A 24129-nucleotide genomic window follows, 5' to 3' on the forward strand; every position below is an offset into this window, starting at 1 on the left:
GACCCCACAGGGGACGCGCATGACCTCAAGTTCCGATGTGATCGAAGAAGCCCGTAAGGCCGACGACACTCCTCCCCCGTCCGCCACGCTGGGTGGCGAGCAGAAGCGTTCGATCGAGCAGATCACGCTGCTTTTGTTCATCACCGTGCCGTTCCTGGCACTCGTGGCGGCTGTGCCGCTGGCCTGGGGCTGGGGGGTGAGCTGGCTCGACATGGGCCTGCTGGTGTTCTTCTACTACCTGGGGTGCCACGGCATCACGATCGGTTTCCACCGGTACTTCACCCACGGTTCGTTCAAGGCCAGACGGCCTCTGCGGATCGCGCTCGCGATCATGGGCTCGATGGCGGTCGAGGGCCCGCTGGTGCGCTGGGTGGCCGATCACCGCAAGCACCACAAGTTCTCCGACGCGGAGGGTGACCCGCACTCTCCGTGGCGGTTCGGGGAGACGATTCCGGCGCTGATGAAGGGCCTGTGGTGGGCGCACATCGGCTGGATGTTCGATGAGGAGCAGACTCCGCAGGACAAGTACGCGCCGGATCTGATCAAGGACCCGGCGATCCGGGCGGTCTCCCGGCAGTTCGTGCTGTGGACGGCCGTGTCGCTGCTGGCGCCGGCGCTGATCGGCGGTCTGGTGACGATGTCCTGGTGGGGTGCGTTCACCGCGTTCTTCTGGGGTTCACTCGTACGGGTGGCTCTGCTGCACCATGTGACGTGGTCGATCAACTCAATCTGTCACGCGGTGGGCAAGCGGCCGTTCAAGTCGCGGGACCGCTCGGGCAACGTGTGGTGGCTGGCGGTGCTGTCGTGCGGTGAGTCCTGGCACAACCTGCACCACGCCGACCCGACCTCGGCGCGGCACGGTGTGATGCGCGGCCAGATCGACTCCTCGGCCCGGATCATCCGCATCTTCGAGCTGCTCGGCTGGGCGTACGACGTGCGCTGGCCGTCACGCTCGCGTATCGATTCGCGCCGGAACACCGGCCAGGACGGCTCCGGGCGCCGGAAGGAGACCGCGAAGGCGGCATGATTGACGCCGTGGCGACCGACTCCAGCAGCACCTCCAGCAACGACAAACCCCGGCGGACCCGCCGGACCCGTATGACCGGTGCCGAGCGCCGCCAGCAGCTGCTGGAGATCGGTCGCACCCTTTTCGCGGCGAAGGGTTTCGAGGGCACCTCGGTGGAGGAGATCGCGGCGAAGGCCGGGGTGTCCAAGCCGGTGGTGTACGAGCACTTCGGCGGCAAGGAGGGCCTGTACGCGGTGGTGGTGGACCGCGAGATGCGGCGCCTGCTGGACATGGTGACCAGCTCGCTGACGGCGGGGCATCCCCGGGAGCTGTGCGAGCAGGCGGCGTTCGCGCTGCTGGACTACATCGAGGAGTACACGGACGGCTTCCGCATCCTGGTCCGTGACTCGCCCATCCCCCAGTCGACCGGTTCCTTCGCCTCTCTCATCTCGGACATCGCCACGCAGGTGGAGGACATCCTGGGCCGCGAGTTCAAGAGCCGCGGCTTCGATCCGAAGCTGGCGCCGCTGTACGCGCAGGCGCTGGTCGGCATGGTGGCCCTGACCGGGCAGTGGTGGCTGGACGTGCGCCGCCCGAAGAAGGCGGAGGTCGCGGCGCATCTGGTGAACCTGGCGTGGCACGGTCTGGACGGGCTGGAGCCGAAGCCGCGTCTGATAGGCCACCGGAAGAGCTGAGCGGGCCCGCGCCCCCGAGGACGCGCACTGCGCGTGCGCTGTCCGAAGGGGCGCGGGCGGCGTCAGGCCCGGGGTCCCGGTTCCCGGCACAGGGCCACGGCCGTGCCGGCGGCCGCGCACAGCACCACGGCCCAGGTCCAGCGCGAGGTGTCCCAGGCCTGCGACAGGGGCTGCGCGAACGGCCGGGCGGCGTCCGGCAGCGGCAGCAGGACCGCGACCAGGACGCACAGCACCGTGCCCGGCGCGGCCAGCGCCCCGCCGCCGCCCGGGGTCAGGCGCACGCCGAGCGCCGCCAGGGCGAGGACCAGGCTGAACAGCGCCACGGCTTCGAGGGTCAGCCCGCCCGCGGGCAGCAGCGGGCGTTCGTCCGGGTTCGTCGCGTAGGTGCCGCATACGACGACACCGGCCCAGGCACAGCCCGCGCACAGCACGGCGAGTGCGCCGCGCACGGCCCGGGGCAGCCAGCGCGGCACCGGCACGACCTCGGTGGTGCGGGCCGCCGGGTCGTCGAGGACGAACGCGGCGCCGACGGCGATCAGCACCGCCGCGGCCCGCATGAGCAGGACGACGTCGGTCATCCGCATCCCGCCGGCCAGCGCGGGGCCGCCGGTCAGCAGCAGCGCGGCGGCGGCCGCGATGGCCAGCGGGGCGATCCTGGTGGCGCGCACGGCGTAGGGGATCAGCGGTCGCAGGCAGGCGTACCGGTTCGGGGTGCTCACGGGTGTCATCGGCACGTCCGCTCGCCGGCCGGGACCTGCGGGGGCGCGGGCACGCCGAGGAGTGTGGCGGCGCGGTCGGTCGTGGTGTCCGGCGCGGTCAGTTCGCTCCAGGCGGCGCGGACCTTGGCGCCGATGTCGTCGGCGGGCCGTTTGAGCAGGTCGACGGCGTAGGTGGACTCGCGGGCGTCGAAGGCGAGACCGGTGGAGGAGTCCAGGACGAGCAGGCTCAGACCGCCGGTCGTCCGGGAGGCCAGGTCGCGCAGGGCGGCGCGGGTCTCGTCGGTGGCCTGCCCCGCCAGCCACAGCGTGAGGACGGCGCGGGAGCCGCACACCGTGTCGATGCGGGGCTCGTGCGGGGGCGCTCCGGTGACGGTGCGGTAGGCGAACAGGGCGGAGAACTCGGCCACGGCGTCGCTCTCGGCGTCCGCTCCGGCGCTGCCCGCGCTCCACCAGGTGCCGACGGGTACGGCGCCGGGCGTGTGGGCGCGGCGGTCGTCGGCGTCCCAGGCGGCCTGGGGCAGCGGCTGCCCGGAGGAGGCCTGGGATCCGGGGTGGAAGAGGCGCTGGCGCACGGCGTAGCGGGCGTCGGCGGTCTGTGCGGGGGTGCGGTGCAGGATGCCGCGTACGACGCCGTCCCACTGCCGGATGCGCCCGGTGAACTCCGGGAAGGCGCAGTAGGTGACATGGCCCCGGGTGCTGCAGTCCTGTTCCCGCGCCGGGTGCTCGGTGGCCAGGGTGCGTGCGCGGGCGATGTCGTCCGGCACGGGCCGCAGTTGCAGGGCGCCGGCCAGGGCGGCGAGCACGGCGGCGAGTGCGGCGCAGGTCCACAGGGCGCCGGTGGTCCGGCTCGGTGCGCCGGGCGCCGTGTCACGCTCGTCGCGCAGCAGCGCGAACGCGGCGCACACGGCGCTGAGGGCGGCGAGCCACAGCAGGTGCCAGCCGGCGGGCCGGGCCAGCAGCGCGGACGGCAGTGGCTGGGCGAACTCGTCCTCGATGGCGACGAGGGTCAGCCACCGCCAGCCCGAGGTGTTCTGCACGGCGGCGACGAAGGTGAGCACCGCGAGCCCGGCCACCGTCAGTGACGCGGTGGCCAGCGAGCCGCTCAGGCGGGCGAGCAGCACCCCGAGCACCCCGGCGAAGAGCACCGCCGCGGGCCCGGTCGCGACCTCCGCCCAGTCGATGGTGCCGACGGCGCCGGGCAGCGCCGCCAGGTGCAGGATCCGGGCGACGGCGAGGGCCGCGGCGAGGGCGACGGCGGGCAGCAGGGCGAGCAGATGCGCGGCGGCGCGGGCGCGCCGGCCGAGCACGAGGACGGCGTACACCGGCTCCACTCCGTGCCGTCGCCCGCGCAGCACCCCGAAGTCGGCGGCGAGCAGGGTGCCGGCGGCGATCAGCAGCAGGGGCGGCTGGCCGGTGCGGGAGCTGTCCTGGAGCACGGGGTAGCGCTGGGCGTCGGCGCCGAGGGTGAGGTCGTACGCCCACAGGGCGAGGTAGGCGGCGACGGAGGCGAGGAACGCGGGGTGGCGCAGCAGCCGCAGTGCCTCGGTGCGGGCGAGGGCGGCGACGGCGCCCCGGGTCCGCACCGTGGGCCGCGGGCCCGGCCGGGCGACGGTCAGGGTGCTCACAGAACCGGCTCCCGCTGCGTGGTGGCGTCGAGGAGCAGCAGGTAGCCGTCCTCCAGGGTGGGTTCGAGCAGGGGGGCGCCCGGTGGCGGTGTGCCGATGTTGCGTACGGTGCCGGCCCCCGTGCGCCAGCCCGCCAGGGCCCGCGGGTCGCGTTCGGTGCTCGCCCAGACGCGGCCGGCGGCGACGGCGGCGAGGGCGGGCGGTTCGCCGTCGAACTTGACGGTGCCGTGGTCGAGGACGATGACACGCCGGCACAGCGCGGCGACGTCCTCGGTCTGGTGCGTGGACAGCAGGACGGTGCGGCCGGCGCCGAGGTCGGCGATCAGCTCCCGGAACCGCAGCCGCTGTTCGGGGTCGAGACCCACGGTGGGCTCGTCGAGGATGAGGAAGCCGGGGTCACCGACGAGTGCTGCGGCGAGCGCCACCCGCTGGCGCATGCCGCCGGACAGCTGCTTGATCTTCTTGCCGCGCCGCTCGGGCAGGCCCACGGCGTCGAGGACCCGCTGCACCTCGCGGTGGCGGGCGGCGCGGTCGGTCATCTCCTTGAGGATCGCCACGTAGTCGACGAACTCGAAGGCGGTGAACGACGGGTGGAAGCCGGGGTCCTGCGGCAGATAGCCGAGGCTGCGCCGGATGGCGAGGCGGCCCTGCGGGGTGCGCGGGTCGTGCCCGAGGACGCGGACGTCGCCGCCGCCCGGTGGTGCCGCGGTCGCCAGGGTGCGCAGCAGGGTGGTCTTGCCCGCGCCGTTGGGTCCGAGCAGTCCGGTGACACCGGGGGCGAGCCGGAAGCTGACGCCGGCCAGGGCGCGCACGCTGCGGTAGTCGACGGTGAGGTCGCTCACCGCCACGGCGGTGGAGACGGTCATGGATTCCCCCTGGTGGGTGCCTGGTTCGAGGTCTTCGGTGAGGTCGGTCAGTGCGCGGGCTGCGGTGCGCCGCGGTCGTAGGAGGTGCGGGTCAGCGCGATGGAGACGGCGGCCCCGCACAGCACGGCGGCCGCGCCGAGCTGTCCGCCCGCCGAGAGCACGAGATCGCGGACGGGGTCGAAGAGCACCAGCAGGCCCAGGGCCCAGGTCCCGGCCACCGCGCCCGCGGCCACGACGGGTTCGACACGGGCCGACAGGGCGAGGGTGAGCGAGGTGAGGGCGAGCGAGGGCAGCAGCCAGCCGAGCGTCCGGGAGGCGGGTCCGGGCAGGGCGACGGCGATCGCGGCGGCGGGCGCGAGGGCGGTGGTGACGACGGTGACGGTGCGCAGGAGCAGCAGCCGCAGCCCGTGGAACGGTGCGACGACCGTCATCTCGTACATCGGGTCGGTGCGCGGCCCGAACGACAGGGCGACGCCCGCCACGGGCAGCGCCGGCGCGACCACGAAGAACGGCAGCGTGGCGGAGACGGCGTGCCCCAGGCGCGCCACGACGAGCGTGAGCAGCAGCGTGACGGTGGCCCCGGCGATCCAGGAGCGGCGCAGCGCCGGGGTCGCGGTGATCAGCCGCGCGGTGTGCCCGGGGATCCTCAGGGCGAGCAGCACCCGCTCCACGGCACCAGGCCTCGGCACGTCGCGGGCCCGGGTCAGCCTGGCCCAGGTGGCGGCGGTGCGGTCCTGGTCGGCGTACCGGGCGAGACCGGCGCGGCAGGCGGCGCAGCCGGCGAGGTGGGTGTCGGCGCGCAGCAGGGCGGCGCCGCGCAACTGCCCGCCCTGGTAGTCGCGCAGTGCCTGCGTACCGAGATGCTCCACTGCCACCTGGTCTCCGTTCCTGTGCTGGTGCGGCCCGCTCACGCCAGTTCCTCCCGCAGTCGTCTGCGGGCCCGCATCGCCCGGGTCTTGACGGTGCCCGCCGGGATCCGCAGCGCCTTCGCGGCCTCGGCGGTGCTCAGCCCGTCGACGACGGTGGCCTGCAGGACGTCGCGGAGTTCGGCCGGCAACCGGGCGAGTGCGTCGGCGAGTTCGCCGTACGGCAGCCCGTGCAGCGCCTCGTCCTCGGCGGACGGATGAGCGGGGCGCTGGCGCAGCCGGCCGAGCAGCTGGGCGAGCCGCTCACGCGCTCCGTGCCCGCGTTGTACGTCGACGAGCCTGCGCGCCCCGATGCGCCACAGCCAGCCCGCGGCGCTGCCGTCCGACCCCGGCGTCTCACGGAAGCGGGCCGTGCCGTGCCACACCGCGAGGAAGGTCTCCTGCACCACGTCGTCGACGATCGCGGGGTCCGGGCACCGGTAGGAGAGCCGGGCGACCAACCACGGCTCGTACCGCCGGTAGAGCAGTTCGAAGGCATGGCTGTCGCCCGCCTCGATCGCGCGCAACAGCATGCTGTCGCTGCGCCGCTCCCCGCCCATGTCCGTCACACCTCCTCATCGGACGAGGGGTCGCGAGCGGTTCACGGTTCCCGGGATTTTTCTCAACTCCCTTGCCGAACAGAGGATTTCGGCCACGTCGACAGATGAGTTCGGCCAAATCCGGGTGACCACGCCACCACTTTTCGAACATTGGCCACAGAACTACCCATAGTCAATTCGGAAGCGTTCCCTCCCCCGCCGCCCTGGCGTAGCTTCGCCAGCACTCGGGCCCGACCGACCCGAGACGGGTCCGACCAACCCGGATAAGAGAAAAGGGGGAACTTTCTCATGTCGGAGACAACGGCAGCAGGAAGAAAGATGCGCGCCCGCGCGGCCACGGTCGTCCTGGCCACGGGAGCGCTCACGGGGATGCTCGGCGCCGTGCCGGCGTCCGCCGCGCCGGCACGGCCCGCGGCCGTGCCGTCGTGCATCACCATCAAGAACACGTCGAGCTGGGTGACCACGACGACGCGGGTCACCAACAACTGTTCGCAGACGTACCGCTACTACTTCAAGTGGGACCGGCACGTCGACGGCTCGTGCGAGACCTATGCGCCGGGCCACTGGCACTCCGAGACGGTGGCCATCACGGCCCGTTTCGCGGGTCTGGGCAGCTGCTGACCGGCGGTCACTGAGCACCAGGCGTGAGGCGCCGGGTCTTCCCCGACTGCAATTCGGGGAAGACCCGGCGCCGTCTTCCATGATGCCCCGTCACGGACCCTGCGGCTCCAGGAACTCCAGCCGATTGCCGACGGGGTCCTCCGTGTAGAAACGCCGGTGACCGGGGAGGTTGTCGTCCCAGGCCACCGGCGCGCCCTTGGCGGTGAGCCGGGCCGCGTACGCCTCGATCCCCGCGACCCTGAGCCCCGGGTGGGCCTTGCGCGCGGGCCGGAAATCCGTCTCGACGCCCAGGTGGAGCTGTACGGCCCCGGCCCGGAACCAGCAGCCGCCGCGTGCGGCGAGCACCGGAGGTTTGGGGATCTCCGTCATCCCCAGGACGTCGACGTAGTAGGCGCGCAGCGCGTCCTCCGACCCGGGCGGGGCCGCCAGCTGCACGTGATCGACGGCGACGAGCACGCTCAGGCCTCCTTCACGGCGACGGCGAACAGACGGCGGAAGGGCAGGACGGTGCCGTACGGCGCGGCGGGGTAGGCCTGCCGCAGCAGATCGCGGTACTCGGCCAGGAACGCGTCCCGCGCCTCGGGATCGTCCGCGAGCGCGGTCAGGACGGGCCGCAGGCCGGTTCCCTTCACCCAGTCCAGGACCGGGTCCGCACCGGTGAGGACGTGGAAGTACGTCGTCTGCCACACGTCGGCGGCGCAGCCGAGGCGGGCCAGGCGGTCCAGATAGACGCCGGGGGTGTGCACGGAGTCGGTGTGCCGCAGGACGCCGGCGAGGCGGGACTTCCAGCGGGGGCTGCCGGCGAGTTCACGCATCAGGGCGTGCAGCGGGGCGTCGATGTTGTCGGGCACCTGGAAGGCGAAGGTGCCGCCGGGACGCAGGCCGGCGATCCAGTCGGCGAAGCGCTCGGCGTGCCCCGGCACCCAGTGGAGCGTGGCGTTGGAGACGATCAGGTCGTACGGCTCCTCGGGCGTCCAGGTGCGGACGTCGGCGTGGGCGAAGTCCAGCCGGCCGCCTCCCGCTGTGGGCCCCTCGTGGCCGGTGTGGGCCGCGTCGAGCATCGCGGGCGAGTTGTCGTAGCCGGTGACATGGGCGGCGGGCCAGCGCCGGGTGAGCAGGACGGTGACATTGCCGGGGCCGCAGCCGAGGTCGGCGATGCGGGGCCGCTCGCCGCGCGGGTCCGGGATCCGGGCGAGGAGGTCGGTGAAGGGACGGGCCCGGTGACCGGCGTGCCGCAGGTACTGGCCGGGGTCCCAGCTGGGAGTCGTCATGCCGGTCACTCTCCCCGCCCAAGTATCTCGATGTCAAGAGACTCGACTTCAAGAGACTTCATGTCGACACAACCACTACACTGATCTCCATGGAGGACGAGGTCGATCGGCTGGTCGCAGCGTGGCGCCGGGAACGTCCGGACCTCGACGTGGAGCCGCTGGAAGTGCTCAGCCGGGTGAGCCGACTCGCCCGGCATCTGGACCGTGCGCGCCGGCTCGCCTTCGCCGAGCATCAGCTGGAGCCCTGGGAGTTCGATGTGCTGACCGCGCTGCGGCGCGCGGGCACGCCGTACCAGCTCTCCCCCGGCCAGCTGCTGACCCAGACGTTGGTCACGTCGGGCACGATGACCAACCGCATCGACCGGCTGGCCAAGAAGGGCCTGGTGGAGCGGCTGCCCGACCCGAGCGACCGGCGGGGCGTGCTGGTCCGGCTGACCGACACCGGCCGGGACCGCGCGGACCAGGCGCTCGCGGGTCTGCTGGAGCAGGAGCGGGCGATCCTCGGCGAGCTCTCCCGCGCCCAGCGCCTGGAACTCGCCGGTCTGCTACGCCAGCTGACCGCCCCGTTCGACAACATCCCCGGCTAGGTCGGCCGGTCCGACCCCCGCGCGGCGGGCGAGCGCGACGGCGGCCAGCGTCGAGTGGACACCCAGCTTGCCGAGGACGTTCTGCATATGGGTGCGCACGGTGTGCGGGGAGAGGAACAGCCGCTCGGCGACGGCTTTGCGGCCCAGCCCCGCGACCATGCAGCGCAGCACCTCCCGCTCGCGCGGGGTGAGCGCCTCCACGAGCCGCTCGCTCTCGGTGCGGTGCCGGCGCGCGGCCGTCAGCTCCCTGAGCACGCCGGTGAGCAGGGCGGGCGGCAGATGGGTCTCGTCGCGCAGCACGCCCCGGATCACCGTCAGCAGCCGGGACAGCGAGCAGTCCTTGGCGACCCAGCCCGAGGCCCCGGCCTGCAGCGCGAGCGCCGCCCGCCGGGGATCGTCCTTCTCGGCGAGCACCACGATCCGTACGGCGGGCTGGGCGGCGCGCACGCCCGCGACCAGCGAGATGCCGTCGACCAGCCCTTCCTCGTCGCCCTCCTGCACGGGCACCGCCGGCCGGCTGGCGGGCATGTTGCCGCCCAGGTCGGCGTCGACCAGGAGGACGTCGTAGCGGCGGCCCTCCCCGGCCGCCCGGTCCAGACAGCGCAGCGCGGCGGGGCCGCTGCCGGCGGCGAAGACGTCGACGTCGGGCTCGGCGGCCAGCGCGGCGGCGAGCGACTCGGCGAAGATGCGGTGGTCGTCCACGACCAGGACTCGGATACGAACCACGAAACCCCCTTCCCCAGGCTCCGCACGGAGCAGGGGACAACCAAGGTCCGGAAAGGGCCCGGCCGCCATCAGCCGGTCCGCAAGGACCGGAACGGCCCGGAGAACGACGACCCGCACGGGTACGACAGCCCACGGAAAGGACACGCGCCGCGCGGCCGCCGCCGTCGCGGAAACTGCTACCCCCACCGCGGGTGCCGTACCCGCCTGTCTCGCCCCCTGATCAGCACCGGCCCCCACCGGTGCTGTTCCACAGAGTACGGACGAGAGCACGCTGCGGAAGCAGATTTGCAGAACTGGCCGACCGATGTGTGTCTCGTGTGCTGCCTGTTTCGTCCTGGGACAGAAATCGACAAAGCCCGACGCCATCTGCCGCACGCCACCATGCCCATCCCGCCGGAAAACGGCATGGACATGACTCACATACGATGTACGGTGGCGTGTTTCCGATCTTGACTCAGGAGTGAAACCCTTGAAGAAGAAGCTCAGCCGCATGCTCACCGTGGGTGCCGCCGCCGTCGGCGCCGTCGCCCTCGCCACGGGCCCCGCCTTCGCCGGCAACGTCGGCGCGAACGTCTTCGGGGCGCAGGGCTCCGGGACCTTCCGCTACGACGGCCACTACATCGCCCCGCAGATCTACGTGACGGTGGCCGACACGGGCAAGGACGGGCACTCCGTCGGGGTCCGCGTGCAGTCCCTGACGCCGGACCGCAAGGTGACCAGCTACAGCTGGCACAAGGTCTACACCGGCGCCGGCACCGAGAAGACGTGGCCGACCTCCCTGCAGGACAACCGCGGTATCTGGGCCCTGCGCATCCAGGTCTGTGTCTTCGAGGGCGACAAGGCCCTCGGATGCGACGAGTCCAGCTGGGACGGCAACCCCAACTACTGATCCCGAACGGCACCGGGACGCGGGTGTCGGTTCAGTCGCTGCGCTCCCGCCGAGGCACCGGCGGGGGCGGTGCCGGGAGTTCGCCGTCCGCGAGCACGGGGCCGCCCGTCCGTGGCGATCAGCCGGTACCCGAGCGCGTGCGCGATCCCCTCGGCCCGGGCCTTCATCCTCCATCAGCGGTCCCCGCAGCGCGGCAGCTGTGCCGGGAAGTCACGCGAACCCCCGGGCACGGACGCGGCGCCTTCCCCTTCCCTCGCATCCTTCGGCTCACAGGGCACGTACACGGAAGCGACGCCCCGTGCCTCCCGCGCACCGCCGGGCACGGCGATGACAGGCATGCACATTACCGGTCGGGCCAAGTGCACTGCAGGACAAGGCCGGTACGGGACGGGCGGTGTCAGTTCAGTCGCCGTGCTCCCGCCGACGGCACCGCCTCGAACGTGCGCGGGGCCGTGAAGTCCGCTGCTGCGAAGGCCCCGTCGATGGCCTTCGTGAGTGTGTCGACGTCCGTGGCCTCCGCCAGGACGATCGCCGAGCCGCCGAAGCCGCCGCCGGTCATCCGGGCGCCGAGCGCGCCGGCGGACAGGGCCGTGTCCACGACCAGGTCCAGCTCGGGGCAGGAGATGCGGAAGTCGTCGCGCAGCGAGGCATGGCCCTCGGTGAGGACGGGCCCGATCGCCCGGGTCTCGCCCGCGCGGAGGAGTTCCACCACCCGCTCGACCCGCCGGTTCTCCGTCACGATGTGCCGGACCAGGCGGACGACCTCCTCCTCGTCGCCGAGCCGGGCCAGCGCCGCGTCCAGGCCGGCGTACGGGATGTCCCGCAGGGCGTCGACGCCGAGCAGGGCCGCGCCCTTCTCGCAGCCGGCCCGGCGCTTGCCGTACTCGCCGCCGCTGTGCGCGTGCTCGACCCGGGTGTCCACGACGAGCAGGCGCAGGCCCTCGGCCGCGAGGTCGAAGGGGATCTGCTGCTGGGACAGGTCGCGGGTGTCCAGGAAGAGGGCGTGGCCCTGCTCGCAGCAGGCCGACGCCGTCTGGTCCATGATGCCGGTCGGCGCGCCGACGTAGACGTTCTCGGCGCGCTGGCACAGCCGGGCCAGCTTCCAGCCCGGAAGGCCCAGTGCGTAGAGGTCGTTGAGCGCGAGTGCGATCACCACCTCCAGGGCCGCCGACGACGACAGGCCCGCACCCGTCGGGACCGTGGAGGACAGGTGGACGTCCGCGCCGGTGACCTCGTGACCCGCCTCGCGCAGCGCCCAGACCACGCCCGCCGGGTACGCCGTCCAGCCGTCGTCGCCCTGCGGGGTGAGCGCGTCCGGCGACAGTTCCACGATCCCGCCCTCGACGTCCGCCGAGTGCAGGCGCAGGACGCCGTCGGTGCGGCGGGAGACCGCCGCGACCGCCCGGTGCGGCAGCGCGAACGGCATGACGAAACCGTCGTTGTAGTCGGTGTGCTCGCCGATCAGGTTGACCCGGCCCGGGGCCGCCCAGACGCCCTCGGGCTGCGTGCCGTACAGCTCGGTGAAGCGCTCCGCGACCTGCTGTGCCCCCACTAGTGCTCCCTTGTGATGCTCTGCGCGAACTGCCACGCGTCCGCGACGATGCCCGCGAGATCCGCGCGGGTCGGGTTCCAGCCCAGTTTCTCGCGGGCGGTGTCCGCCGAGGCGACCAGGACCGCCGGGTCGCCGCCCCGGCGCGGGGCCACGGTCTCGGGGACCGGGTGGCCGGTGACCTGCCGGACGGTCTCGATGACCTGGCGGACGGAGAAGCCGTTGCCGTTGCCGAGGTTGCAGATCAGGTGCTCGCCCGGCCGCGCGGCCGTCAGGGCCAGCAGGTGGGCCTCGGCCAGGTCGGCGACGTGGATGTAGTCGCGCACACAGGTGCCGTCGGGGGTCGCGTAGTCGTCGCCGTAGACCGAGATCGTGTCGCGGCGGCCCTGGGCGACCTGGAGGACCAGCGGGATGAGGTGCGACTCGGGGTCGTGGCGCTCGCCGTACGCGCCGTAGGCACCGGCCACGTTGAAGTAGCGCAGCGAGACCGCCGCCAGGCCGTGGGCGTTCGCCTCGCTGGTGATCATGTGGTCGACGGCCAGCTTGGTGGCGCCGTAGGGGTTCGTCGGCCTCGTGGGGGCGCTCTCCACGATCGGGACCTGCTCCGGCTCGCCGTACGTGGCCGCGGTGGAGGAGAAGACCAGCGTGCGGACGTTCGCCTCGCGCATCGCGCCGAGCAGCGCCATGGAGCCGGCGACGTTGTTGTCCCAGTACTTCTCCGGCTTCACCACCGACTCGCCGACCTGCGAGGACGCGGCGAAGTGCAGCACGCCGCCAAAGGAGGGGTCGAGCCACTTGGCGGCGTCGCGGATGTCGCCCTCGATGAACGCGGCACCCGCCGGGACGCCCTCGCGGAAGCCGGTGGAGAGGTTGTCGAGGACGGTGACCTCGTGGCCGGCCTCCAGCAGATGCTGGGCCACGACACTGCCGACGTAACCCGCGCCACCCGTCACCAGGTACTTCATGAACTCGCTACCTCTCGCAGTCGCTCGGCCGCGCGCTCCGGCGGCACGTCGTTGATGAACACGCTCATGCCGGACTCGGAACCCGCGAGAAACTTCAGCTTGCCGGAAGTGCGGCGGATGGTGAAAAGCTCGAGGTGCAGCGCGAAGTCGTCCCGCGTGATCCCGTCGAACTCCTCCAGCGCACCGAACGGGGCCTGGTGCCAGGCCGCGATGTACGGCGTCGGAAGCTCACCCGCAGCGTTCTCCCCTCCGTCCCGCCCGTCGAAGATCCGGTCGAAGCGCCTCAAGAGTTCCAGATACACCTGGGGAAACTCTGTGCGCGCCGCCTCGTCGAGGGCGAGCAGGTCGGGGACGCGGCGCTTGGGGTACAGGTGAACCTCGTACGGCCAGTGCGCCGCGTACGGCACGAACGCGGCCCAGTGTTCACCCTCAAGGACGACCCGCTCCCCGGCGCGTTCCCGCTCCAGAACGGCGTCGAAGAGGTTCTCGCCGCCGGTGGCCTCCTTGTGCGCGGCGAGCGAGCGGAGCATCAGCGCGGTGCGCGGCGTGGTGAACGGGTAGGCGTAGATCTGCCCGTGCGGGTGGCCCAGGGTCACACCGATCTCGGCACCGCGGTTCTCGAAACAGAAGACCTGCTCGACGGCGGGCAGATGCGACAGCTCCGACGTGCGGTCCGTCCACGCGTCGAGCACCAGGCGCGCCTGCTCGGCGCTCAGGTCCGCGAAGGAGGCGTCGTGGTCGGACGTGAAGCAGACGACCTCGCAGCGGCCCGAGTCGCCGGCGAGGGAGGGGAACCGGTTCTCGAAGACGACGACGTCGTACGACGCGTCCGGGATCTCACTGAGCCGCTCGCCCCGGGTCGGGCACAGCGGGCACTCGTCGGCGGGCGGGTGGTACGTGCGCCCCTGCCGGTGCGAGGCGACGGCGACCGCGTCGCCGAGCAGCAGATCGCGGCGGATCTCGGAGGTGGTGACCGTGCGGTCCAGGGGACGGCGGTCGACGGCGTCGCGCACGGTGTCGTCGCGCAGGTCGTAGTAGATCAGCTCACGACCGTCGGCCAGCCGTGTCGAGGTCTTCTTCAACGCCGGACTCCTCTACGCCCCGCACCCAATCAGCCAACACAATCAAACATAACAGATCACAACCCACCACCGACAGGGATCATCACAATCAAACAAAGAACATCAACAGAAGTGTTCAATTGCTGAACGCGGAGACGTAGGTTCCGCTCTGGATCAGTTCGCGCAACGAAGCGAGTTCTCATGCAAACCCCCACAGACAGCCCCCTGTATCTGGCGGCGGAGCTACGGCTCCCCACCAACTGGCTGGACTACACGATCCTGGCGATCTACTTCGTCGTCGTCCTCGGCATCGGCTTCGCGGCCCGCCGCTCGGTGAAGACCAGCCTCGACTTCTTCCTCTCCGGACGCTCGCTGCCCGCCTGGATCACCGGCCTCGCCTTCATCTCGGCGAACCTGGCGGCCACCGAGATCCTGGGCATGGCCGCGAACAGCGCCCAGTACGGCGCCTACACCGTGCACTGGTACTGGATCGGCGCCATCCCGGCCATGGTCTTCCTGGGCCTGGTGATGATGCCCTTCTACTACGGCAGCAAGGTCCGCTCGGTCCCCGAGTTCCTGCTGCTGCGCTTCGACCGGGCCGCCCACCTGCTCAGTTCGATCCTGTTCGCGTTCGCCGCCATCCTGATCGCGGGCGTCAACCTCTACGCCCTCGCGATCGTCGTCGAGGCGCTGCTCGGCTGGCCCCAGTGGGTCGCCATCGTCGTCGCCGGCGCCTTCGTCCTCGCGTACATCACCCTCGGCGGCCTGTCCTCGGCGATCTACAACGAGGTGCTCCAGTTCTTCGTGATCCTGGCCGCCCTCATCCCGATCACCATCCTCGGCCTGAAGAAGGCCGGCGGCTGGAACGGCCTGACCGACAAGCTCACCGCGAGCCACGGCACGAACTTCACCACCGCGTGGGGCGGCACCGGCATCGGCAGCGCCAACCCGCTGGGCGCCAACTGGCTGACCATCGTCCTGGGTCTGGGCTTCGTCCTCTCCTTCGGCTACTGGACGACCAACTTCGCCGAGGTGCAGCGCGCCCTGTCCGCGAAGAACCTCTCGGCGGGCCGGCGGACCCCGCTGATCGCCGCCTACCCGAAGATCTTCATCGTCTTCCTGGTGATGATCCCCGGCCTGGTCGCGGCGGCCCTCATCCCGAAGTTCGGCACCCCCGGCTCCGGCTACCAGTACAACGACGCCATCCCCTTCCTGATGCAGGAGCTGCTGCCCAACGGCGTACTCGGCATCGCGGTCACCGGACTGCTCGCGGCCTTCATGGCGGGCATGGCGGCGAACGTGTCGTCCTTCAACACGGTGTTCACGACCGACATCTGGGAGAAGTACGTGGTGCCCGGCCGCGAGGACACGTACTACGTCCGCTTCGGCCGCCTGATCACCGTGATCGGCGTCTGCGCGTCCATCGGCACGGCGTTCCTGGCGTCCTCGTTCTCGAACATCATGGCCTACCTGCAGACGCTGTTCTCCTTCTTCAACGTGCCGATGTTCGTCGTGTTCATCGTCGGCATGTTCTGGAAGCGCGCGTCCGCCAAGTCCGGCTTCTGGGGCCTGCTCGCGGGCACCGTGACCGCGATGATCAACTACTTCGTGTTCTACAAGAAGGGGATCATCTCCATCCCCTCCGACCAGGGCGCCAACTTCGTCTCCGCGATCGCGGGCTTCGTCGCCGGCGCGGTCGTGATGGTCGCGGTGTCCCTGTTCACCGAGCCGAAGCCGGCGCAGGAGCTGCAGGGGCTGGTCTACGGCACCCGCTCCCCCGGCATGTCCGAGCCGCCCGCCGCCGGCGACGACGCCTGGTACCGCAAGCCGGCCCTGCTGGGCTGGGGCGCGGTCGTCCTGGCCGCCGCCTGCTACATCCCGTTCTCGTTCTGACGCGGGAGGACCGAGGAAACCATGTCTGAACACCCCGAGCACCCCGACCGTCGCCACCACTACACCGAGGAGGAGGTGGCGCACGAGGTCGCCGAGCTGGAGACCAAGTCGGCGACCGCCGCCCGCATCTTCGACCTGCGCCGCATCATCGGCGGCCTGTTCGTGGTGTACGGCGTCATCGTCACGATCACCGGCATCACCGACTCCCGGTCCGCGATCGACAAGGCCCAGGGCGTCAACATCAACCTCTGGACCGGGATCGGCATGCTCCTGCTGGGCCTCTTCTTCCTGGCCTGGCTGAAGCTGCGGCCCACTCCGCCGCCGCTTCCTCCGGAGGGTCTGCCGGAGGAGAGGCAGGGGGACTGAAGCACCCTTCCCGTCCGCGGGTGCGTGGGGGCTGGTCGCGCGGTTCCCCGCGCCCCTTGCGGGGCGCCCCGCCGCCGTGACCTGCGGGCAGTCGCGCCTCCCCCAGTGCGTCGAGGGCCTGGGAGGTATCCCCAGGGGCGGCACGGGTGGACGCCGGGGGTACCCCCAGAGGGGAGCGCCCCTCTGGGGGAGGCACCCCTCTGGGGGAGGCACCCCGAAAGTGCGGGCAAGCGACCCGGCCCCCGGCCGGGACCAGCGCAGGGCGCCTACTCGGGGCCGGACCCCAAAGCCCCCGCCCGGTCCAGCAACCCCGTCCGCGCGGCCAGGGCCGCCGCCTCCAGGCGGGACCCGACACCCAGCTTCATCAGCACCCGCTGGACATGCGTACGGGCCGTACTCGGCGCGATCCCCATCCCCGCCGCGATCAGCCGCGTGTCCTCCCCGTCGGCCACCCGCACCAGCACCTCCACCTCCCGCGGTGTCAGCACCGACAGCAACCGCTGAGCCTCGTCATCGGGCTGCGCGGCAGGATTGAGCAGTTCCCCGAACGCCCCCTGCAGCAACTGCGGGGCCACCGCCGCCTCCCCCGCCCGCGCCTTCATGATCGCCCGCTCGACCCCCTCGATGCGCTCGTCGTGCCGCACGTACCCCGACGCCCCGGCCGCGAACGCCGCCGCGATCCCGCGCGGCGACGGCACCGGGCCGAGCACCAGTACCGCCACCTGCGGCCGCTCCCGCTTGATCTTCACCACCGGGTCGAACACGCCCGGTTCGGCCGGCGCCGCCGTACCCAGCAGGCACACCTCGGGCGCCCGCGCGATCACCAGATCCGCCGCGCCCGCGGCCGGTGCCGCCGCGGCGAGCACCCGGTGCCCGCGCAGCTTGAGCGCCGACGCCAGCGCCTCCGCGAGCAGGCGATGGTCGTCGACGACCATGAGCCGCACTCCCATAGAGCAACCCCCCAGTCCCCCCCATGGATGCCCCACTATGGACGCCCACCGGTCCGCAAGGACAGAGGGCCCCCCGGCACCTCCACCCTCCATATGCCCCCCGGAAGCTACACGCTTGTTCGACGTCGCGCTGCCCCTCTTGATGAGAAGTGCCCCGGATCGATGAAATCCGGGGCACTTCTCGGTATGTCACCCATTCGGGCGAGACCTGCTGCGGCAGCGGCTCGGCGTCAGCCGCCCGCGCCGAAGACCAGCACCAGGTCCTCCTTGCCGATCGACGACATGCCCTTCCGTTTGGCGAAGACCTGCGCCATGTAGAGGCGGCCGTCGCGGAAGAGCATCTCGTCGCTGTCGGGCAGCAGGTTGCTCTCCGTCTCCCGCACGCTCCTCGTGTCGGGGTTCGCCAGCAGCTTGGTCGCCTTGAAGCTGCCGCCGTCGAGGCTGACGACCTGACCGCCCTGCTTGTACGTCGGCGGCTTGTAGGCGAGCAGATTGCTCCCGTCCATGCGCAGCGGGAAGAGCGTGGTGTCCTCGCCGGCCTCGGCGCGCTGGCCGGTCGGCTTCCCGGTGGTCAGGTCGAAGGAAACGATCTCGTTGGTCTCGCTGAGGGCGTCGCCGGAGCCTTCGTGCTCCTCCGTCGGCAGATACAGCTTGCCGTTTCCGACGACGATGCCGTGGCAGTCCTCGAAGCGGGTGATGCCGTCGCATTTGCCGGCGTAGTTGTCGGACGGCGCGGAGATGTGAGCGAGCAGCCTGCCCGTCTTGTTGTCGATGGAGAAGTAGTCCGAGACCTGGGTGCTGTCGCCCACGGCGGCGGCCACCACCAGCGGGTCGGTGGAGACGACGGAGGCTTCGTCGATGCCCGGGTCCATCTTGTACTCGGAGATCACCTTCCCCGTCTTCGGATCGAGGTTCTGGATGAGCAGCCGCGGGTTGTCGACGTCTCCGCAGCTGCGCACCGCGACCAGTTTGGCGCCACCGCCGTATCCCTCGTCGTTGCAGTCGTCGCCCTGCTTCGGCAGCCACAGCGGCTTGCCGGAGTCGATGTCGAAGGCGGCACCGCCTTCGCTGTCGCCGACCGCGACGGTGCGCTGACCGACCGTCACGTTCTGGTAGTTGACCGGGTAGTCGCCGGCCTTGACCGTCTTCGTCCACAGCTTGGTGCCGGCGTCGAGATCGAGCGCGGCGATCTGCGTGCATCCCGCGAAGTGGTTCTTCGTGTCCCACTTCGGCTGGTAGGTGATCGCGGTCCGGCCGTCCGAGGTGACCTGCTTGCTGGCCGCGCAGACCGGACCGGGCAGCTTGATCGTCCACAGCTTGGTGCCCTTGACCGGGTCGTAACCGGCGATCTCGGCGACGCCGCTCTTGGCGTACACCTTGTCGGTCAGCCATGAACCCACGGTGCTCACCGTGTCGTTCGTGACGGGCAGCGGAACCTCGAACAGCACCTTGGCGGCGGGGTCGGCCGGCACCTTCTCCTTGCCGCCGCCGCCCGTGCCGCCGCTGCCGCCCTTGCCGCCGCTGGAGGAGGCGGTGCCGTGCGTCTTGCCGTCGTCGCCGGAGGAGTGGGCGTACCAGATGCCGCCGGTGACGATCAGCGCGATGGCGACGACGGCCGCGACGACGATGAACAGCACCGTGTTGTTCCGCCCGCCGCCGCTCTGCCCCGGCTGCGTCTGAACCGGCACGGTCGGCGGCTGACCCGGATAGCCGTAACCCGGCTGCCCGGGCTGCGCGTACGGGTTCTGCGGCTGGCCGTAGGCAGCAGGCTGCTGGCCGTAGGCAGAAGGCTGCTGGCCGTGGGCCGGAGGCTGCTGGCCGTACGGGTTCTGCTGAGCGCCGGGGTAGCCGTACCCGGGCTGGGGCGGCTGCGGCTGCGGGGCCGGAGCGGCCTGCGGGTAGCCGTAGCCGGGCTGCGGCTGAGGGGGCTGCGGAGGCTGCTGCGGCGGCTGCGGCGGTGGGCTCGGGGGGCCGAAACCGGGCTGCTGCGGGGGCTGGTTCGGCGGCGGAGGGGGCGGCTGCGTCATGGGGTGGGCACCTCGGTGAGGCCGGAAAAGCCGTATGGCATCGGGGACTTGGGACGGGCGGCGGAAGCCGGAACGGCGGCTCAGTTGCCGAAAGCCATGATCAGCTTCTCCTTCGCCTGGTCGCTGCCGGACAGCCGGCCGGTGGAGATGAAGAACCGCCCGTCGGCCCAGTCCACGACGGCGTCGAAGAAGGTGTCCTCGATCTGGGCCGTGCCCTGCGGGTTCTGCAGCAGCCTCGTGGTCCGGGGGGAGGAGCCGGTGGCCGGGATCGACACCACCTGGCCGCCCGCGTCGTACGACGGCTGCACATACGCGACGAGCTTGCCGCCCTCGGTCTTCACCGGGTACATCGGCTCGTCTGCCGGGGACTTGACCCGCCACCTCGCCCTGCCGTCGGCCAGGCTGATCGCGACGATCTCGTTGGCACTGCTGGTGGCGTCCGTCGGCAGGTACAGCGTGTCGGCGTCCACGGCGACGCCCTGGCAGCCCTGCAGATCGCGTTCGAGGACCGCCCAGCCGCAGCGGGGGGCGAACTTCTCGTCGACCTTGACCTCCGAACGGAACTTGCCGTCCTTGGTGAACGTGGAGATGTTCCACGCCTTCTTGTCCTCGTTGGTCAGATACAGCACCAGCGGGTCGACGGAGAACGCCCGGGTGACCTGCCAGCCCTTCTTGACCGGCTGCGACCAGCGCACCTTGCCGGTGGCCGGGTCCAGTTCCTGGATCTCGTCGTGCTCGTTGCTGCCGCCCGCGCCGCAGGAGGACACCTGGATCAGCCGGCCGGTGCCGCCCGCGTACGCGGCCGGGAAGCAGGCCGCGCCGTACTTCTCCTTGTCGTACAGCTTCTTGCCGCTGTCGATGTCGTACGCCGTGCCCGACTCCGAACGTCCCACCATGAGCGTCTTGCCGCTCACGGTCAGCTCGACGTTGAGCGCGCTGTCGAACAGCCCTCCGTCGGCGACCTTCGTGCTCCAGCCCTTCTCACCGGTGGCCAGGTCGATCTGCTGCAGCTGGTTGCACTTGGCGTGGTCGCTGACACCGCTCATGTACGCCACGACGACCTTGTCGTCGGCCGACTTCTGCGGGGTGACCGCGCAGATCTTCTGCGGGAAGGAGACCGGGGACCACGCCGGCTTGCCGTCACCGACGCCGTAGGCGAAGACCTGCTTGTAGGCCGCCTTCACCACCGCCTTGTCCGTGACCCACATGCCGGGCGCCTCGGCGCCGGTACGAGGGGCGTCCGGCGCCGACTGGTACCAGAGCACCTTCGCCTCACCGGCCCGCCGGCCCTCGTTGAGGTTCTCCGGGTCGTCACCGCCGCCCGACGGGCTCGGCGTGCCGGAGGCGGAGTGCTTGGGGTCGTCGCTCTGCTGGGCGACGGGCTTCTTCCTGCCGCCGCCGTCGCCCGAAAACGCGTACACCGTGCCGCCGATGACCAGCAGCGCGGCCACCGCGGCACCGATGATCAGCGCGGGCTTCGTCCTCGACGCCGGCGAACCGCCGGGCGCGGCGCCGGGCATGCCCGGATACGGCGGCTGCTGCGGATATCCGAAACCGGGCTGGGGCGCCGCCCCGTAGGGGCCCGGCTGCTGCGGCGGGTGGCCGTAGGGGCCCGGGGCGCCGTACGGACCCGGCTGCTGGGGGTAGCCGTAGCCGGGCTGGGGCTGCTGCGGCGGGGCGGCGGGCGGCTGGGCCGGCGGCGGGGGTGCGGGAGGCACACCGGGGGCGCCCTGGGGAGCGCCCGGGGTGCTCTGCGGGGCGCCGAAACCGCCCTGCGCCGGTGGCGTCTGCGGGGCTCCGAAACCGCCACCCTGCGGCGGCTGGTCCTGCGGCGCTCCGAATCCGCCCTGCGGCGGTTGGTTGGGCGGCTGAGTCATCAGCGCTCTTCCCCCTCGTTCACTGATTTTTAGCCACGCCCTGAGGTTCTTGACGGACCCTGGGTCGTTACTCAGACAGTTCTCAGACGGCCCTTTCTATCACCCGGCACCGACAGCACAGCGGCTCGGATCCGCCGCTGTTCCCAAGGGACGACCGGGCCGTGATGCCTCCGTTACGCGCCTTCACGCCCCCTTCACGCGGCGCACGCAACAGCGGCGCGCGCCGGGGGCGTTGCACAGTGAGGCGGGCGTGGGCGGTGGCTGGTTCACACTGCGGGGCGGGCGGTCACGGTTCGCGCCTCGGGAGCGGGGCGCGGGCGCGGGTAGGGGAGCGGGCGTGAACGTGGGAGCGGGCGCGAGGTGCTGTGCCGATGCGTACGCGGGTTGCGCGCGCCGCGCGTTGGGGAGCGCACGCCGAGCGCGAACACCGCTCCCGACGGCGGCAAGCCCCTGCCCGGCGTCGCCCGTGACCGCGCGCGAACCTCGGCCCGAGCGCCGTACCCGGCGGCGCGCACGCCCACGACTCACGCCGGCGCCAATCCCCTCGCGCCCGCGCAGCCCCACCCGCGACCGCGCCCGAACTCCCCGCTACGCGTCCTCCGCCAACTCCAGCCAGCGCATTTCCAGTTCCTCGCGCTCACCGGCGAGGTCGCGCAGCTGGGCGTCCAGACCGGCGACCTTCGCGAAGTCGGTGGCGTTCTCGGCGATCTGGGCGTGCAGCTTGGTCTCCTTCTCGGAGATCTTGTCCAACTGCCGCTCGATCTTCTGGAGTTCCTTCTTGGCGGCACGCTGGTCGGCCGCGCTCTTCTCCGGTGCGGCCGGCCTGGGTGCCGCGGCGGCGGCCTGCGCGGCGACCGCCTCCTCCATCCGCTGCCGCCGCTCCAGGTACTCGTCGATGCCGCGCGGCAGCATCCGCAGGGTGCCGTCGCCGAGGAGGGCGAAGACCCGGTCCGTGGTGCGCTCGACGAAGAACCGGTCGTGGGAGATGACGATCATCGAGCCGGGCCAGCCGTCGAGGACGTCCTCGAGCTGGGTGAGGGTCTCGATGTCGAGGTCGTTGGTGGGCTCGTCCAGGAAGAGGACGTTGGGCTCGTCCATGAGGAGCCGCAGCAGCTGCAGCCGGCGGCGCTCACCACCCGACAGATCCCCGACCGGCGTCCACTGCTTCTCCTTGCCGAAGCCGAACGTCTCGCACAGCTGCCCGGCGGTCATCTCGCGCCCCTTGCCGAGGTCGACGCGCTCGCGGACCCGCTGCACGGCCTCCAGGACCCGCCAGGCGGGGTCGAGTTCGGCGACCTCCTGGGAGAGGTAGGCGAGCTTGACGGTCCTGCCGACGGCGATGCGCCCACCGGCCGGCTGCTCCTCGCCCTCGGTGCGCGCGGCCGCGGCCATGGCCCGCAGCAGCGAGGTCTTCCCGGCGCCGTTGACGCCGACGAGGCCGATCCGGTCGCCCGGCCCGAGCTGCCAGGTGACGTGCTTGAGCAGCACCTTGGGCCCGGCCTGCACGGTGACGTCCTCCAGGTCGAAGACGGTCCTGCCGAGCCGCGAGGAGGCGAACTTCATCAGCTCGGAGCTGTCCCGGGGCGGCGGCACGTCCGCGATCAGCTCGTTGGCGGCCTCGACCCGGAAGCGCGGCTTGGACGTACGGGCGGGTGCCCCGCGCCGCAGCCAGGCCAGCTCCTTACGGATCAGGTTCTGCCGCTTGGCCTCTTCCGTGGCGGCGATCCGCTCGCGCTCGGCACGCGCGAAGACGTAGTCGGAGTAGCCGCCCTCGTACTCGTACACGTCTCCGCGCTGCACGTCCCACATGCGGGTGCAGACCTGGTCCAGGAACCACCGGTCGTGCGTGACGCACACCAGGGCCGAGCGCCGGTTCTGCAGGTGCCGGGCGAGCCAGGCGATGCCCTCGACGTCGAGGTGGTTGGTGGGCTCGTCGAGGACGATCAGGTCCTGTTCCTCGATGAGCAGCTTGGCCAGCGCGATACGGCGCCGCTCGCCACCGGAGAGGGGACCGATGACCGTGTCGAGCCCCTTCGGGAACCCGGGCAGGTCCAGCCCGCCGAACAGCCCGGTCAGGACATCCCTCACCTTGGCGTTGCCCGCCCACTCGTGGTCGGCCATGTCGCCGATGACCTCGTGGCGGACGGTGGCGGCGGGGTCGAGGGAGTCGTGCTGGGTCAGCACACCGATGCGCAGCCCGCCGGAGTGGGTGACCCGCCCGGTGTCCGCCTCCTCCAGCTTGGCGAGCATCCGGATGAGGGTGGTCTTGCCGTCGCCGTTGCGCCCGACGACTCCGATCCGGTCCCCCTCCTGCACACCGAGCGAGACGCCGTCCAGCAGGGCACGGGTGCCGTACACCTTGCTGACGTTCTCGACATTGACCAGGTTGACGGCCATTTCACTCCTGTGCGCGGGGGTCGGTCAGCCTTCTAGCGTAGGGCCTGCGGGGGTGAGGGCGGGGCGCGAGGAGGTTGTCACTCTTTGTGATGACGTGATCGGGAAACGGCCGCTACCGTGGAGGGCAGGCACCAGGACCTTGTCCATGAGAGGCACCATGACAGCCCAGCCTGCTGAGCAGCCGGGATGGCGGATGCCCCCGATGGACGGCTACACAGTCGACGACCTGCTCACCATGCCCGATCTCCCGCCGCACACCGAGCTGATCGACGGGAGCCTGGTCCTCGTGAGCCCGCAGCGCCACTTCCATGTCGCCACGATCGACCTGCTGGTGGCCGGCCTGCGAGGCCCGCGACCGGCTCACGAAGACGCACAAATACGCCGCAGCGGGCATCCAGTACTACTGGCTGGTCGAGATGACCGAGCCGGATCAGTACCCCTCCGTCGAGGTCTTCGAGCTGTCGGCGGACACGGGCATGTACCAGTCGATCGGCCTCTACCGGGGACCGCGTCAAGGTCGACAAGCCCTACCCCATCGACGTCGACCTGACCGCCATTGACAACCTCTGAGCCC

At 71.5% G+C, this 24129-nt stretch carries 22 protein-coding genes and 1 pseudogene; 8 read left to right on the top strand and 15 right to left on the bottom strand.

The window, feature by feature from the left end; genetic code table 11:
* Window positions 1-19 precede the first annotated feature (19 nt).
* Together ACZ41I_RS30170 and ACZ41I_RS30175 are read left to right on the top strand one after the other, a co-directional pair.
* A complete protein-coding gene (locus tag ACZ41I_RS30170; RefSeq protein WP_399774149.1) occupies window positions 20-1027 on the top strand; it encodes an acyl-CoA desaturase in 1008 nt (335 codons plus the stop codon).
* Entirely contained in the window at window positions 1024-1701 is a 678-nt protein-coding gene (locus ACZ41I_RS30175; protein ID WP_351206000.1) for a TetR/AcrR family transcriptional regulator, read from the top strand. The genes ACZ41I_RS30170 and ACZ41I_RS30175 overlap by 4 nt, the downstream gene beginning before the upstream one ends.
* A gap of 62 nt (window positions 1702-1763) precedes the next feature.
* On the opposite strand, the gene ACZ41I_RS30180 is transcribed toward ACZ41I_RS30175, so the two are convergent.
* The 5 genes from ACZ41I_RS30180 to ACZ41I_RS30200 are packed head-to-tail and all read right to left on the bottom strand — an operon-like array spanning window position 1764 to window position 6376.
* Complete coding sequence (locus ACZ41I_RS30180) at window positions 1764-2420, bottom strand: ABC transporter (RefSeq protein WP_363219934.1); 657 nt, start codon at window positions 2418-2420, stop codon at window positions 1764-1766.
* Between the two features lie 5 nt (window positions 2421-2425).
* Window positions 2426-4045 carry an ABC transporter permease gene (locus ACZ41I_RS30185; RefSeq protein ID WP_468515537.1) on the bottom strand — a complete coding sequence of 540 codons (1620 nt, stop codon included), beginning with the start codon at window positions 4043-4045 and terminating at the stop codon, window positions 2426-2428.
* Entirely contained in the window at window positions 4042-4911 is an 870-nt protein-coding gene (locus ACZ41I_RS30190) for an ABC transporter ATP-binding protein (protein WP_399774157.1), read from the bottom strand. The genes ACZ41I_RS30185 and ACZ41I_RS30190 overlap by 4 nt, the downstream gene beginning before the upstream one ends.
* Window positions 4912-4958: 47 nt before the next feature.
* On the bottom strand, window positions 4959-5786 hold the full coding sequence (locus ACZ41I_RS30195; protein WP_468515538.1) for a zf-HC2 domain-containing protein: 828 nt from the start codon (window positions 5784-5786) through the stop codon (window positions 4959-4961).
* A gap of 32 nt (window positions 5787-5818) precedes the next feature.
* Window positions 5819-6376, bottom strand: a complete 558-nt coding sequence (locus ACZ41I_RS30200; protein WP_399774276.1) for an RNA polymerase sigma factor — start codon at window positions 6374-6376, stop codon at window positions 5819-5821.
* A 318-nt stretch (window positions 6377-6694) separates the two neighbouring features.
* Here ACZ41I_RS30200 and ACZ41I_RS30205 point away from each other — a divergent pair, with 318 nt between their 5' ends.
* Window positions 6695-6997 (top strand): hypothetical protein, encoded by a 303-nt coding sequence (locus ACZ41I_RS30205; RefSeq protein ID WP_363219930.1) that lies wholly within the window; start codon window positions 6695-6697, stop codon window positions 6995-6997.
* 90 nt (window positions 6998-7087) lie between these two features.
* Here the strand turns inward: ACZ41I_RS30205 and ACZ41I_RS30210 are convergent, their stop codons facing one another.
* Entirely contained in the window at window positions 7088-7453 is a 366-nt protein-coding gene (locus ACZ41I_RS30210) for a VOC family protein (RefSeq protein ID WP_468515539.1), read from the bottom strand.
* A 2-nt stretch (window positions 7454-7455) separates the two neighbouring features.
* Complete coding sequence (locus ACZ41I_RS30215) at window positions 7456-8268, bottom strand: trans-aconitate 2-methyltransferase (RefSeq protein ID WP_468515540.1); 813 nt, start codon at window positions 8266-8268, stop codon at window positions 7456-7458.
* Between the two features lie 89 nt (window positions 8269-8357).
* Here ACZ41I_RS30215 and tamR point away from each other — a divergent pair, with 89 nt between their 5' ends.
* The gene (gene tamR, locus ACZ41I_RS30220) at window positions 8358-8855 is read left to right on the top strand and encodes a MarR family transcriptional regulator TamR (RefSeq protein ID WP_363216749.1); all 498 of its coding nucleotides are present in this window, start codon (window positions 8358-8360) and stop codon (window positions 8853-8855) included.
* On the opposite strand, the gene ACZ41I_RS30225 is transcribed toward tamR, so the two are convergent.
* Entirely contained in the window at window positions 8814-9581 is a 768-nt protein-coding gene (locus ACZ41I_RS30225; RefSeq protein WP_363216750.1) for a response regulator transcription factor, read from the bottom strand. The two genes, tamR and ACZ41I_RS30225, sit on opposite strands and share 42 nt — an antisense overlap.
* Window positions 9582-10050: 469 nt before the next feature.
* Between ACZ41I_RS30225 and ACZ41I_RS30230 the strand changes: the two genes are divergently transcribed.
* The gene (locus ACZ41I_RS30230; RefSeq protein WP_399774168.1) at window positions 10051-10470 is read left to right on the top strand and encodes a hypothetical protein; all 420 of its coding nucleotides are present in this window, start codon (window positions 10051-10053) and stop codon (window positions 10468-10470) included.
* 397 nt (window positions 10471-10867) lie between these two features.
* Here the strand turns inward: ACZ41I_RS30230 and galK are convergent, their stop codons facing one another.
* The 3 genes from galK to galT are packed head-to-tail and all read right to left on the bottom strand — an operon-like array spanning window position 10868 to window position 14066.
* Window positions 10868-12022 (bottom strand): galactokinase, encoded by a 1155-nt coding sequence (gene galK, locus ACZ41I_RS30235; protein ID WP_399774173.1) that lies wholly within the window; start codon window positions 12020-12022, stop codon window positions 10868-10870.
* Window positions 12022-12984: a UDP-glucose 4-epimerase GalE gene (galE, locus tag ACZ41I_RS30240; RefSeq protein WP_468515541.1), complete on the bottom strand. Its 963-nt coding sequence runs from the start codon at window positions 12982-12984 to the stop codon at window positions 12022-12024. Before galE ends, galK begins: the two co-directional genes overlap by 1 nt.
* Complete coding sequence (gene galT / locus ACZ41I_RS30245; protein WP_399774177.1) at window positions 12981-14066, bottom strand: galactose-1-phosphate uridylyltransferase; 1086 nt, start codon at window positions 14064-14066, stop codon at window positions 12981-12983. Before galT ends, galE begins: the two co-directional genes overlap by 4 nt.
* 180 nt (window positions 14067-14246) lie before the next feature.
* Between galT and ACZ41I_RS30250 the strand changes: the two genes are divergently transcribed.
* Window positions 14247-15938: a sodium:solute symporter family protein gene (locus tag ACZ41I_RS30250; RefSeq protein WP_363216756.1), complete on the top strand. Its 1692-nt coding sequence runs from the start codon at window positions 14247-14249 to the stop codon at window positions 15936-15938.
* 21 nt (window positions 15939-15959) lie between these two features.
* Entirely contained in the window at window positions 15960-16304 is a 345-nt protein-coding gene (locus tag ACZ41I_RS30255; RefSeq protein WP_468515542.1) for a hypothetical protein, read from the top strand.
* Between the two features lie 266 nt (window positions 16305-16570).
* Here the strand turns inward: ACZ41I_RS30255 and ACZ41I_RS30260 are convergent, their stop codons facing one another.
* From ACZ41I_RS30260 to ACZ41I_RS30275, 4 genes are all read right to left on the bottom strand, one after another.
* Window positions 16571-17254 (bottom strand): helix-turn-helix transcriptional regulator, encoded by a 684-nt coding sequence (locus ACZ41I_RS30260; RefSeq protein ID WP_363216758.1) that lies wholly within the window; start codon window positions 17252-17254, stop codon window positions 16571-16573.
* Between the two features lie 230 nt (window positions 17255-17484).
* Window positions 17485-19281, bottom strand: a complete 1797-nt coding sequence (locus tag ACZ41I_RS30265; RefSeq protein WP_468324535.1) for an outer membrane protein assembly factor BamB family protein — start codon at window positions 19279-19281, stop codon at window positions 17485-17487.
* Between the two features lie 80 nt (window positions 19282-19361).
* Window positions 19362-21158, bottom strand: a complete 1797-nt coding sequence (locus ACZ41I_RS30270; protein WP_468324538.1) for an outer membrane protein assembly factor BamB family protein — start codon at window positions 21156-21158, stop codon at window positions 19362-19364.
* A 588-nt stretch (window positions 21159-21746) separates the two neighbouring features.
* Window positions 21747-23555, bottom strand: coding sequence for an ABC-F family ATP-binding cassette domain-containing protein (locus ACZ41I_RS30275; RefSeq protein ID WP_468324541.1), 1809 nt, complete (start codon window positions 23553-23555; stop codon window positions 21747-21749).
* 157 nt (window positions 23556-23712) lie between these two features.
* On the opposite strand from ACZ41I_RS30275, the pseudogene ACZ41I_RS30280 reads away from it, so the two are divergent.
* A pseudogene (locus tag ACZ41I_RS30280) lies at window positions 23713-24125 on the top strand (hypothetical protein).
* Window positions 24126-24129 lie beyond the last annotated feature (4 nt).

The sequence above is a fragment of the Streptomyces sp. NPDC030799 genome, from assembly GCF_055572255.1.